This window comes from Streptomyces sp. NPDC037054, from assembly GCF_055606745.1.
This window is the reverse complement of record NZ_JBVJSJ010000003.1, coordinates 380,912-393,210: the sequence shown is the minus strand read 5'-3', so window position 1 is coordinate 393,210 and position 12,299 is coordinate 380,912. Positions and strand designations below refer to the sequence as shown.

Below are 12,299 nucleotides of genomic sequence, written 5' to 3'. Positions count from 1 at the left end.
GGGCGATCGGCAGCGGGGCGCCCGTCAGACGCAGAGCACCTCGATGCCCTTGGCCGCGATCTCCTCGACGATGTCCGCGGGCGCTTCCTTGTCCGTCACGAGGACCGACACGGCGCTCAGCTCGCACACGAGGGCGAAGGCCCGGCGCCCCAGTTTCGACGAGTCGGCCACGACGATCACCTTGCCCGCGCAGTCGGCCAGGGCACGGTTGGCGCCGGCCTCCGACTCGTCGTGGGTGGCCGCCCCCAGACGCGGGTGCACGGCGTCCACGCCCAGGATGGTGTAGTCCAGGGACAGGTTGTCGAGCACCGAGTTGACCAGCGGGCCGACCAGCTCGTAGGAGTTCGGCCGGGCGACTCCGCCGGTGACGACGATCTTCACGTGGGGACGTACGGCCAGTTCGTTGGCGATGTTGATCGCGTTGGTCACGACGGTCAGCGTGTGAGTGCCACTGTCCTCGGCGGAGTCCGGCCGCACGGCCAGCTCCCGGGCCACCTCGGACGTCGTCGTGCCGCCGTTGATCCCCACGGTGGAGCCCGCCGGGATCAGCGCGGCGGCGGCCTTCGCGATGCGCAGCTTCTCGTCCGCCTTGCGCGCCACCTTGTAGCGGAGCGGCAGGTCGTAGGCGACGGCGCTCACGACCGCGCCGCCGCGGGTGCGGGTCAGCAGGTTCTGCCGGGCCAGTTCGTCCAGGTCACGCCGGATGGTGGCGGCGGAGCACCCCAGTCGCTCGGCGGCGTCGAGCACGTCGACCTGGCCCTCGTTGCTGAGGATCTCCAGCAGCCGGGTCCACCGCTCATGTGCCGCCACGTACTCCTCCTCGCTCCGTCACGAAAGTCTACGCGTACGGATCTACGGGTGGACGGCCGACCGCCGGCGTCCCCACTCGGCCAGTGGCTCCAGTGCCGCGTTGAGGCGTACGCCGTCCTGCGTCAGCGCGTACTCGACGCGGGGCGGCACCTCGTCGTAGGAGGTGCGGCGCACGATGCCGTCCGCCTCCATCTCGCGCAGGTGCGAGGCCAGCACCTTCTCGGTGATGCCGGGGAGCAGTCGGCGCAGTTCGCCGAAGCGGCGCCGGGGGTGCTCGTGGAGGGCCCAGAGGATGAGGACCTTCCACTTGCCGCCGATCACCTCCATCGCCGTGTCGATCCCGCAGACGTGTCCGTCAGGTGTGCCCGGCCGGTTCAGCGTCGCCATGCCCCATCCCTCCGACGTGCTCGCTCACCCCGGGGTAACCACCCACTCCGAAGTGCGTACTTGTCCGCCCCGGGGCCGGCGACCAGCCTAATCGCCATGACACAGAACGCCGTTGAGAAGACTCCCCTCACTCTGCTGGGCCTCGGTGCGATGGGTACCGCGCTGGCCCGCGCCTGGCTTGCCGCCGGGCACCCCCTCACCGTCTGGAACCGCACCCCGGCCCGCGCCGCCGCACTCGCCGCCGAGGGCGCGACCGTCGCGGGCAATGCCGCCGAAGCGGTGGCGGCGAACACCCTCGTCGTGGTCTGCCTGCTGGACGACGCGTCGGTCGGCGAGGCGCTCGCCGACGCCGATCTCACCGGCCGGGACCTGGTCGACCTCACGACCGGCACTCCCGCCCAGGCCCGCTCCCGCGCCGCGTGGGCCCGGGAGCGCGGCGCCCGCCACCTGGACGGCGGGATCATGGCCGTACCGCCCATGGTCGGCGTCCCGGAGGCCGGCGGCTACGTCTTCTACAGCGGTTCGCGCGAGCTGTTCGAGCGACACCGGGAGACCCTGGCCGTCCCGCTCGGCACCAAGTACGTCGGCGAGGACGCGGGGTTCGCGGCCCTGCACGACGTGGCCCTGCTCAGCGCCATGTACGGGATGTTCGCCGGGGCCGCGCACGCCTTCGCCCTGATCCGCGAGGAGGACCTCGACCCCGCGTCGCTGGCCCCGCTGCTCGCCGACTGGCTCGTCGCGATGGCCCCGGCGGTCCACCAGACCGCCGACCAGCTCCGCAGCGGCGACTACACGAAGGGCGTCGTCTCCAACCTGGCCATGCAGGTGGCCGGCACGCCGACGTTCCTGAGCACCGCCGAGCAGCAGGGCGTCAGCACCGAACTGCTCAGCCCCTACTTCGCGTTGATGCGCCGGCGGCTCTCCGAGGGCGGCGGGGAGGAGGACCTGACGGGCGTGATCGACCTGCTGGTGCGCTGACCGGCCGGCTACCGGGGCCGGGCCGCGTCGAGCAGCCGGGGCGGCAGATACGGGGAGTCGACCAGGATCCGCATGCCCCTGCGGCGGGCGTGGCAGGTGAGGGCGAGGACGTGCAGGTCGATCGCGGCGTCGCAGGTGCCGCTGCGGTCCGCCACGGCGTAGTGGTCGCGGTGGGCCTCCAGTGCGTCGAGGAGGGCGAGGTTGTAGCTTTCCTCGTCCCCTTCTACGAGTTGGGACAGCAGGACGGTCGGGGGTTGCCTGAAGCCCCACCCGGTCACCTTGCCCACGTCCGCCAGGGCGCGGTCCATGGCGGGCTCGGGATCGTCGGCGCGCAGGTAGGCGTGCAGGGCCTGGTAGTACGAGGCGTAGGCGGAGCCGTCGGCGAGGACGGCGGGGTCGATCAGGACCAGCGGCGCCAGGTTCTCCCGCTTGCCGGTGATCAGGGCGAAGCAGGTGGCGGTGAGCCATTGCGGTGCCGTGACCGAGGCGGCGGCGGCCGCGCCGAAGCGGGATGCCAGGGTGAGGTTCTCGAGCTGCCGGTCGCTGACGTCGGCGCCGAGGGTGGCCCGGAACTTGAACAGCAGTTCCTGGTCCCGCATGGCGTCCAACAGGCGTGCGGCGGGGGTGTCTTCGTCGCCGCGGGCGAGAATGGCGCGGGTGTCCTCCTCGAAGAAGGCCTCGGCCTCCGGGTCGATCGAGCGCGGATTCTCCGGGCGCGCGACGTGCACGGGTCCGGCGGCGAGCTGCGCGACCGCGTCGGGGCGGCGGTCACGGCCGTACGCCTTGACGCGTGGTCCCGCGGACTCGAAGCCGGTCACCAGGGCCCGCGGCAGGTAGTCGGACCGGACGGGTGGCTGCCAGCCCTGCCGGCGGTGGGCGAGCGCGGCCAGGGCCAGGGGCAGGAGCGGCAGCAGGGTGCGGGGCGCGGCGCCGGGGCCGGGTGTGCCGGCGTACGTGCTGAGCAGGGTGGTGAGGGCGGCGCCGAAGGCCTGCTGGTCGTCGGCCGCCATGGCGCGCAGCGCGGACAGCGCGATCGCTTCGAGGCTGTCGGCCCGGCCGTCGGCCCGGGTGCGGGCGAGCGCGGCGTCCAGCGCGGCGAGCTGCTCCGCACGGGACGGCGGGAAGTCCTGGTCGTCGTCGCCGAGGTCGCCGAGGACGTACGCCATGAGCCCGGCGACGAGCTGTCCGGCCGGGCGCCCGGCCGTGTCGGCGTGGAACTTCTGGCGGGCGAAGTGGAAGGCCTCGCTGTCCCGTTCGACCCGTCCGGTGAGCACGGCCAGGCAGAAGGCGTCGATCCACTCCCCGGTGAAGATCGACTCCGCTCCCTCGCGCGAGTCCTCGGCGTCGTAGGTCATGCCGAAGTTCACGTAGTGCAGGAAGACGTCGAACCGGGCGACCGGGTAGTAGGCGGCGAACGCGACCTTGCCCACGGCGGCCTCCGCCGCGTCGAGCAGCACCGCCTTGGCCTCGGGAAGGTCCAGGTCGGGCCGGGTCACGGACAGCGCCCCCAGGTAGTCGAGGAACTCCTCGGCGACCATCCACCAGTCGTCCCCGGTGATGCGCCCGGCCTTCGACATGGAGTGCACCTGCCCGCCGATCCGGTTGGCGAAGTCGTCCCTCGCCGCCGCCACGGCCGCCTCACCCACCGAATGCCGCTCCACCCGCACGCCCCGCTCCCCCACACGCTCGTTGATCATTTCCCTCCACCCTAGTCGCCGGCGCAAAATCCCTCGCGTCGTCGGCCGAACGGGCCGAGACTCGTGCCATGAGTGACATGAGCGCGTTCCGGGGCGCGGTCTCCGCATGGGCCGCGGGCGGTTCGGGGGGCCTCGCGCGCGAGTTGGCCGCGCGGATGGACGTCCGGGTGGCCGTGCTGGTCGAAGGGGCCAGTGATGTCGCCGCCGTGGACGCGCTGGCGGAGCGGCGGGGCCGGGATCTGGCGGCCGAGGGCGTCTGCGTCATGTCGATCGGCGGGGCCATGAGCATCGAGCGGTACGCCCGGCTCGTCGGGTCGCCCGGGCTCGGGCTTCGGATCACGGGACTGTGCGACGAGGCGGAACGGCCTTACTACGCGCGGGGCTTCAGTCTGGCCGGTGCGGCACAGCACGACTTCTTCGTCTGTGCCGCGGACCTGGAGGACGAGCTCATCCGCGCGCTGGGCGTGCCGCGCGTGGCGGAGCTCGTCCGGGCGGAGGGCGAGCAGCGTGCGCTGCGCACGTTTCTGCGCCAGCCCGCGCAGCAGGGCCGTCCCCCGCAGCAGCAGGTCAAGCGCTTCCTCGGCACGAAGAAGGGACGCAAGATCCGCTACGGCCGTGTCCTCGTCGAGGCCCTCGATCCCGACCGGGTCCCCGCCCCGCTCGACGCGTTGCTGGGCAGCCTCTGAGGCTCGGCGGTGCGAAGCCCGGCAGTCCCGGAATCAGCGTGCCACGCGGCGCAGTCGTACCAGCGCGCTGGAGCAGTCGCCGGGCGGCAGGGCGGGAACCGGCAGTCCGAAGGCGGTGAGTGTCGCTCCGGACCACTCGGCGCCCGTGTCCTCGTCCCGGTACCGGGCGCTCGTGTCGAGCCCGCGCAGCCGCAGTGGGGGGTGGTCGGGGCCGAAGGAGGTCTGCGGCCGCCAGATCAGCACGACAGCGCGGTCGGCTTCGGCGTCCGTGTACTCGACGGCGGTCAACTCGCCCCGGGACGGCGGGAGCAGGCGGTACTGGTGGCCGTGCTGCACCACCTCCCGGATGTCCTTGTAGAGCTCGACCAGTTCCCTCGCCTCGTCCATCTCCTCGGGTGTCCAGCGCGTCAGGTCGCCGCCGATGCCCAGGACGCCGGCCATGGCGCAGTGGAAGCGGAAGCGCAGCGGAACCGCACGCCCCGTCAGGGGGTTGGGACTGTCGGTGACCCACGCCGACATCACCGCGGCGGGGTAGATCTGGCTGAAGCCGTGGTGAATGGTGAGCCGGTCCACGGCGTCGGTGTTGTCCGACGTCCACACCTGGTCGGTGCGGCGCAGGATGCTCAGGTCGACCCGGCCGCCGCCTCCCGCGCAGGATTCGACGCGCAGGTGCGGGACGTCGGCGCGCAGCCGGTCCAGCACGCGAGCGAGGCCCTCGGCGTGCCCGACGTACACGCTTCGCGCGTCGCGCCCGCCTGCGTGCACGCCCGCTTCCGTGAAGGAGCGGTTGAAGTCCCACTTGAGGAAGTCGACGTCGTTGTCCTCGACGAGGCCGCGCAGCCAGGCGTGCGCCCAGTCGGCCACCTCCGGCCGGGAGAAGTCCAGGACGAGTTGGTGACGCAGTTCGGTGGCCGAGCGGTCGGGCAGGTGCAGGACCCAGTCGGGGTGCTGCCGGTACAGGTCGCTGTCGGCGTTGACCATCTCCGGCTCCACCCACACGCCGAACGCCATGCCCAGCCGGTGCACTTCGTCGGCGAAGGGCCGCAGTCCGCGCGGGAAGCGGTGCCGGTTCGGGGTCCAGTCGCCGAGTCCGGCCCGGTCGTCCTCGCGTGCGCCGAACCAGCCGTCGTCGACCACGAACAGTTCCGCGCCGAGCGCGGCGGCCCGCCTGGCCAGGCCCAGCTGGTTCTCCTCGCTCACGTCGAAGTACGTGGCCTCCCAGGAGTTGTAGAGCACGGGCCGGATCTCCCGCGGGTGCGACAGGACGTGCCGGCGCACATGGGCGTGGAAGGCGCGGCTGGTGCCGCCGTGACCGCCGGTGCCGTACGTCGCCACGCTGACCGGGGTGGTGTGCCGCTGCCCGGGTGCCAGGGCGATCTCCATGCCCTCGTGTCCCTGCGCGGCGACGACGCTCATGCGTCCGGCGGGCGTGCGCTGCGTCGTGAGGCGCCAGCTGCCGCTGGTGGCGAGGGCGACGGCCCACACCTCGCCGTGCTCCTCGTCGGCGAGGCCGGTGTCGAGCATGACCCACGGGTTGGTGTGGTGTCCGGTGTGGCCGCGCCTGCTGGTGAGGGTGGTCTCCCCGACCGCCGGCGTGGTCCGCTCCAGGTGGGTTTCGGCGGACCAGCCGCCGTGGACGGACGACAGCCGCCAGCCGGGGCGTTGGGGCAGCGGCCAGTGGGCGGAGGCGCAGCGCAGCAGGAGGAGTGGTTCGCTGCCGGGCGCGGCGGTGTGCGTGAGTTCCGTCCACCGCTCGATCAGGTCTCCGCCGGACGGGACGCGGTAGTGCAGTTCCCAGGCCAGCGGCCGTGACCGGTCCCGGAAGGAGACGGCGACGTGTCCCTCGCCGACGGTCCTCAGTCCCTCGATCACCGGCTCCACCGGGCTGCTGCCGTCGGCGAACCGGACCTCGAGCGCGGGGGTGCCGAACCGTGCGCCGCCCTCGACCGGGTACTCCTCCACCCCGTCGAGGCGTCCGGCGAAGCTGTTGTCGTGGTCGGCCCAGGCAGGCAGCGCCGCCACGTCGACCAGGGGGATGTGCGCCCCCCAGTGGACGTGGCGGACGGTGCCGGCGTCCAGGCGCATGACGTAGCAGGAGGCGACGGTGCGCAGCAGTACGGTGCCGCTGGGTTCGTCGATCTCCACCGTGCCGTGGGCGGGCGGTGACGTCGGCTGGGCGGGCATGGGGGCACTCCTCGAAGGGCGGATTGTGTGGTGCGGGGCCGCTCGGTCAAGTGTGTTGCGCGGGACCGCTCTCGCGCAGGACGACCACGCCTCCGGCCGGGATCCCGGTGCGGGAGCCGTCGCCGCCGGCGGCGTCCAGCAGTGCGGTTCCGCCGGCGGACACCTCGACGTCGGTGTCGGTGTGGTTGAGGAGGAAGAGGAAGGAGCCGTCGGGTCCGGTGCGGCGTACGGCCTCGACGCCTTCGGGGACGTCGGCGACGGGACGGACGCCCGCCTCCTCGCCGACCTGCCGGACCAGTTCGCGCAGCGTGTCGCGCGCCGGGCGGGTGGCGAGATACCGGGCGGTGCCCTCGCCGTAGGTGTGGCGGGTCAGGGCCGGTCCGCCGCGGGCCGGGCCGCCGTCGCGGGTGTCGGCGAAGTGGAGCGTCGGGGTGCAGCCCTTCGGCTCGACGCGTTCGGCCCAGTGCCCGGCGGACGTGCCGTCGCTGAGGCGGATCGTCTCGCCCGGCCGGAGCGGGAGGTATTCGTCGACGAGGAGACCGAGTACGTCCCGCAGGGCGCCCGGGTAGCCGCCCAGGCGCACGCGGTCGCAGGTGTCCACCACTCCGCTGAAGCAGCCGACGGCCAGGTGCCCGCCGCCGTGCACGTACTGGGCGAGGTCGTCGGCGTGCCGGTCGGCGAGGAGGTAGAGGTTGGGGGCGAAGACCGCCTTGTAGGGCGTCAGGTCGGTGCCGGGCGGGACCACGTCGCAGGTGATGTTCGAGGTCCACAGCGCCTCGTACCAGTCGCGCACGATGTCGAGGTAGCGCAGGGTGGCGGAGGGGCGGGCCTCCAGTTCGAGGGCCCACCAGTTCTGCCAGTCGAAGAGCATCGCGACGTCCGCCTGGACGCGCGTGCCGGTCACGTCGCCGAGGCGTGCCAGGTCGGCGCCGAGGGCGCGCACCTCTCGCCAGATCCGGGTGTCGGTGCCGCCGTGCGGCAGCATCGCGGAGTGCCACTTCTCGGCGCCGGCGCGGGACTGCCGCCACTGGAAGAACATGATGCCGTCCGCGCCGCGGGCCAGGTGGGTGAGGCTGTTGCGCCGGGTCTCGCCGGGGCGTTTGGCCACGTTGACGGGCTGCCAGTTGACGGCGGAGGTCGAGTGCTCCATGAGCAGCCAGGGACGTCCGCCGGCCATGCCCCGGGCCAGGTCGGCGTTGAGGGCCAGGTCGATGTGGCCGTCCGGGTCGGCGGCGGGCAGGTAGTGGTCGAGGGAGACGAGGTCGCACTCGGCGGCGAAGGCGTGGGCGTCGACCTTCTTCTCCAGGGTGCCCAGGTGGTTGGTGGTCAGGGGAACGCCGGGCGCGAGGCGGCGCAGGAGGTCCGCCTCGGCACGGTGGCGGGCGAGGAGGGAGTCGGAGGAGAAGCGGCAGTAGTCCAGGTCCTGCCCGGGGTTGCGGAACGCCGTGGTGTCGCGGGGCGCGTCGATCTCCTCCCAGTCGCCGTAGCGCTGGCCCCAGAAGTCCGTGCCCCACGACTCGTTGAGGTTCTCCAGGGTCTTGTACCGCTCCTGGAGCCAGACCCGGAAGGCGGCGGCGCTGATGTCGCAGTAGCACAGGGCGTTGTGGTTGCCCCATTCGTTGTGGACGTGCCACAGGGCGAGCGCGGGGTGCCGGCCGTAGCGTTCCGCGAGTCGGGCGACGAGGGCGTCTGCCGCTTCGGCGTAGGCGGGGTGGCTGGGGCAGAAGACCTGCCGGCTGCCGTGCGCCAGGCGGACGCCGGAGGCGGTGACGGGCCGGGCGTCCGGGTGCTGCCGGGTGAACCACGGGGGCGGGGCCGCGGTGGAGGTGGCGAGGTCGACGGCGATGCCGTGCTCGTGGAGCAGGTCGAGCACCTCGTCGAGCAGGCTCCAGTCGTACGTGCCGGGGCGCGGCTGGAGACGGGACCAGGAGAAGACGCCCACGGTCACCAGGTTGACCCCGGCCTCGCGCATCAGTCGTACGTCCTCGTGCCACACCTCGCGCGGCCACTGCTCGGGGTTGTAGTCGCCGCCGTAGGCGATGCCCCCGAGGCGGCGGTTGAGTCCGGTGAGGGGATGCGTCACGACTTCACGGCTCCGGCGGCGAGTCCGGCGCGCCAGTAGCGCTGCAGGAGGAGGAAGGTGAGCACGATGGGCACGACGGAGATGAGGGCTCCCACGATGGTGAGGGTCTGCAGCTCGGGCAGCCTGCTGGTCTGCGACTGCCAGGTGAACAGGCCGAGGGTGACGGGGTAGAGACGGTCGTCCTGCAGCATCACCAGGGGCAGCAGGAAGTTGTTCCAGATGACCACGAACTGGAACAGGAAGATCGTCACCAGGGCGGGTGCCATGAGGCGCAGCGCGATGGTGCGGAAGATGCGCAGTTCGCTCGCCCCGTCCATGCGGGCGGCCTCCATCACCTCGTCGGGTACGGACGCGGCGGCGAAGATGCGGGAGAGGTAGACGCCGAACGGGCTGACGATGCTGGGCAGGAACACCGACCAGAACGTGTTGGTGGCGTCGACCTGCGCGAACAGCAGGAACAGCGGCAGGGCGAGGGCGGTGGCCGGGACGAGGACGCCGCCGAGCACGACGGAGAAGACGGCCTCGCGTCCGCGGAAGGTGTACTTGGCGAGGGCGTAGCCGGCCGCGGCGGCCAGCAGGGTGGCGACGGCCGCGCCGAACCCGGCGTACAGCAGGCTGTTGAGCAGCCAGCGGGCGAACACGCCGTCCTGCTGGGCGAAGAGCGAGCCGAGGTTGTCGCCGAGGTGCCACTCGGCGGGCAGCAGGCCCTGGGTGCTGACGAGGTCGCTCTGGCTCTTGGTGGCGGAGACGAGCAGCCAGTACACCGGCAGCAGCATGTAGCAGGCGACCAGCACCATGAAGGTCACGGCGACGACGGTCGAGACGGTGACGCGGGGCCGTCGTGCGGCCGGGGCGACGGCGGCGTGGGCGCCCTCGGTGCGGGTGAGGATGCTCATGACTGCCTCCTGGAGGTGAAGCGCAGGAACAGGAAGGACAGCAGGAACGTCACCGCGGCGAGCAGGACCGAGAGGGCCGCCGCTCCGCTGTAGTCGTCGCCGGCGGCGAGCGAGTACGCGGCGAGGTTGGGCGTGTAGGTGCTGGTCACGCTCGTGGAGATGGAGCGGAAGACCTGCGGTTCGGTGAACAGCTGGAAGGTGCCGATGATGGAGAACACCCCGGTGAGGATCAGGGCGGGCCGGATGATGGGGAGTTTGATGCGCAGGGCGATGGTCCAGCCGCTCGCCCCGTCCATCCGGGCCGCCTCCTCGATGTCGGACGGCACGGCCTGCAGGGCCGCGTACAGGATGAGCATGTTGTAGCCGGTGTACGTCCAGGTGACGACGTTGCCGATGGACCACAGGATGGCGCCGGGCCCGAGCAGGTCGACGTGCGCCCCGGCCGAGTCGAGCAGGTCGACGATCGGCGAGAGCCGCGGGTCGTACAGGAACGCCCACATGAGGGCGGCGACGACGCCGGGGATGCCGTACGGCACGAAGTAGACGAGGCGGAAGAACCGCTTGGCGCGGGCCACGGCCGAGTCCAGCAGCAGGGCGAGGGCGAGGGCCAGCAGCAGCATGACGGGGATCTGCACGAGGGCGAAGCCGGTGACGCGCAGCACGCTCTCGGTGAAGAACGGCGCCTCGATGATGTCGGCGTACTGCTCGAACCCGGCGAACACCGACTGGGTGCGGCCGAAGGTGCCGCCCGTGCGCTCGGTCTTGTGCAGGCTCTGCCAGAAGGCGTAGCCGACCGGTACGAGGGTGAACAGGACGAAGGGGATGAGGAACGGGGCGAGGAACCCGTACGGCGCGAGGGTCCGGCGCGGCCGGCGGCGTTCCCCGGGCGGGGCGGTGGTGGAAGTCACGGGAGGCCTTTGCGGGTGCTGATCCCTGCCGCGCGCGGGCGGCAGGGACGTGGCAGGTCGGACGACCGGTCAGTCGCGGACGTCGAGCGACTGCTTGCGCAGGGACTCGGCGCTCTGCGAGTCGGTCTGCTTCAGCACGTCGGCGAGGGTGCTCTTGCCGCCGATCACACTCGCGGTGCCGTCACTGAGGTAGCGATAGGTGTCGGTCATGGTCGGTCCCCACGTGAAGTCGGTGTCCACGTTCCCGGAGGCCTCGGCGAAGACGTCGAAGATCTTCTGCTTGCCGTAGAAGTCCACCGGCTGCTTGAGCGCGGGCAGTTCGAGTCCGGCCTTCGCGGCCGGGTACAGCCCGCCCTCGCGGTTGAGGATCTCCAGTGCCTCGGGGTCGGTGTTCAGCCACAGGGCGAACTTGGCGGCCTCCGCCGGGTGTTCGCTCTTGCCGAGCACCGCCGTGGTGGATCCGCCCCAGTTGCCGGCCTGCTTGCCGCCCGCCTCCCACTGCGGCATGGGGGCGACGGCCCACTTGCCGCCGGTCGCCTTGGCGTTGTCGCGGATGGTGCTGTAACCCCAGGCGGCGCTGATCCAGGTGACGACCTCGCCCGAGTTCCACGCCTTGTACAGCGCGGGCGAGAAGCCCTGGAGGTCGGTGGCGACGAGCTTGTCGTCGATCATCTTCTGCCAGTAGTCGGCTACTTGACGGCTCTCGGGCCGGTCGACGGCGACCTTCCACGCGTCGCCGTCGCGCTCGAACATGGTGGCCTTGTTCTGCCACAGCAGGCCGGTGAACCAGTTCGGGTCCGTCTGCGAGAAGTGGGTGATGTACTTGCCGGCCTTCTTGATCGCGCGGGCCTGCTGCGCGTACTCCTCCCACGTGGCGGGGGCCTTCAGGCCGAGCTTGTCGTAGACGTCCTTGCGGTAGAACAGCGCCATGGGGCCGGTGTCCTGCGGCACGGCCCACACGCCGTCCTTGCCGTCGGCCCCGAACTCCACCTGGGACCAGGTCCAGTCGACGAACTTCTCCCCCGCCGCGTCCACTCCGGGGCAGGCGGAGATGTCGCGCAGGCCCTCCTTGAGGCGGAAGCTGGCCAGGGAGTCGTACTCGATCTGGCCGAGGTCGGGGGCCTTGCCGGCCTTCAGGGCGTTGGAGAGGTTCTGGTAGGTGCCCGCGTTGCCCGCCGGCGTGGTCTTCAACTTCACCTGGATGTCCGGGTTCTGCTTGTTCCAGACGTCCACCGCTTCCTGCATCCCCGGCACCCAGGACCAGTACTGCAGGGTGACCTTGCCCGAGGACTCCTTGCAGGAGTCGTCGGCCCCGGCGTCGTCGTTGCCGCCGCCACCGCAGCCGGTGGCCGCGGTGAGGGCCACGACCGCCGCACCGATCACGCAGCGTCTGGCCATGAGGGAAGTGCGATCACGCGTCGCCATGAGGTTGCTCCTTGTGCCGAGGGTCCGCCCCGTTGAAGCGGTGGCCGCAACCTTCACAACAGGAATCCACAGAAGTCAACAGTCTTGGCGAAATTCGCGGCCATCGAGTTCACTTCGTGACCCTCGGTTTCGCCGCACAACGACCGGCTACATGGGGTTTTACCTGCTACTTTCTTCTCCTCTTCGATCCATGTGCCAGGCGGTCTCGTCATGCGGAATCGATTACGCTACGGTGGCTCATCAAG

10 protein-coding genes are annotated in these 12,299 nt (G+C 71.5%); 2 read left to right on the top strand and 8 right to left on the bottom strand.

The window, feature by feature from the left end:
- Positions 1–24: 24 nt before the first annotated feature.
- Positions 25–810, bottom strand: a complete 786-nt coding sequence (locus ACZ7D7_RS10195; RefSeq protein ID WP_470823550.1) for a DeoR/GlpR family DNA-binding transcription regulator — start codon at positions 808–810, stop codon at positions 25–27.
- Positions 811–852: 42 nt separating this feature from the next.
- Positions 853–1,197 (bottom strand): winged helix-turn-helix transcriptional regulator, encoded by a 345-nt coding sequence (locus tag ACZ7D7_RS10190; RefSeq protein WP_470823549.1) that lies wholly within the window; start codon positions 1,195–1,197, stop codon positions 853–855.
- A 96-nt stretch (positions 1,198–1,293) separates the two neighbouring features.
- Between ACZ7D7_RS10190 and ACZ7D7_RS10185 the strand changes: the two genes are divergently transcribed.
- Entirely contained in the window at positions 1,294–2,175 is an 882-nt protein-coding gene (locus ACZ7D7_RS10185) for an NAD(P)-dependent oxidoreductase (protein ID WP_470823548.1), read from the top strand.
- 8 nt (positions 2,176–2,183) lie between these two features.
- Here ACZ7D7_RS10185 and ACZ7D7_RS10180 read toward each other — a convergent pair whose 3' ends face one another.
- Complete coding sequence (locus tag ACZ7D7_RS10180) at positions 2,184–3,872, bottom strand: immunity 49 family protein (protein ID WP_470823547.1); 1,689 nt, start codon at positions 3,870–3,872, stop codon at positions 2,184–2,186.
- 68 nt (positions 3,873–3,940) lie between these two features.
- Here ACZ7D7_RS10180 and ACZ7D7_RS10175 point away from each other — a divergent pair, with 68 nt between their 5' ends.
- Complete coding sequence (locus tag ACZ7D7_RS10175) at positions 3,941–4,558, top strand: TOPRIM nucleotidyl transferase/hydrolase domain-containing protein (RefSeq protein WP_470823546.1); 618 nt, start codon at positions 3,941–3,943, stop codon at positions 4,556–4,558.
- A gap of 33 nt (positions 4,559–4,591) precedes the next feature.
- On the opposite strand, the gene ACZ7D7_RS10170 is transcribed toward ACZ7D7_RS10175, so the two are convergent.
- The 5 genes from ACZ7D7_RS10170 to ACZ7D7_RS10150 form a co-directional block, all read right to left on the bottom strand.
- Positions 4,592–6,742: an alpha-galactosidase gene (locus tag ACZ7D7_RS10170; RefSeq protein ID WP_470823544.1), complete on the bottom strand. Its 2,151-nt coding sequence runs from the start codon at positions 6,740–6,742 to the stop codon at positions 4,592–4,594.
- Between the two features lie 46 nt (positions 6,743–6,788).
- Positions 6,789–8,825 (bottom strand): beta-galactosidase, encoded by a 2,037-nt coding sequence (locus ACZ7D7_RS10165; protein WP_470823543.1) that lies wholly within the window; start codon positions 8,823–8,825, stop codon positions 6,789–6,791.
- Positions 8,822–9,721 carry a carbohydrate ABC transporter permease gene (locus tag ACZ7D7_RS10160; protein ID WP_470823542.1) on the bottom strand — a complete coding sequence of 300 codons (900 nt, stop codon included), beginning with the start codon at positions 9,719–9,721 and terminating at the stop codon, positions 8,822–8,824. The genes ACZ7D7_RS10165 and ACZ7D7_RS10160 overlap by 4 nt, the downstream gene beginning before the upstream one ends.
- Entirely contained in the window at positions 9,718–10,629 is a 912-nt protein-coding gene (locus ACZ7D7_RS10155; protein ID WP_470823541.1) for a carbohydrate ABC transporter permease, read from the bottom strand. The genes ACZ7D7_RS10160 and ACZ7D7_RS10155 overlap by 4 nt, the downstream gene beginning before the upstream one ends.
- A 69-nt stretch (positions 10,630–10,698) precedes the next feature.
- A complete protein-coding gene (locus tag ACZ7D7_RS10150) occupies positions 10,699–12,054 on the bottom strand; it encodes an ABC transporter substrate-binding protein (protein WP_470823540.1) in 1,356 nt (451 codons plus the stop codon).
- Between the last annotated feature and the right edge of the window lie 245 nt (positions 12,055–12,299).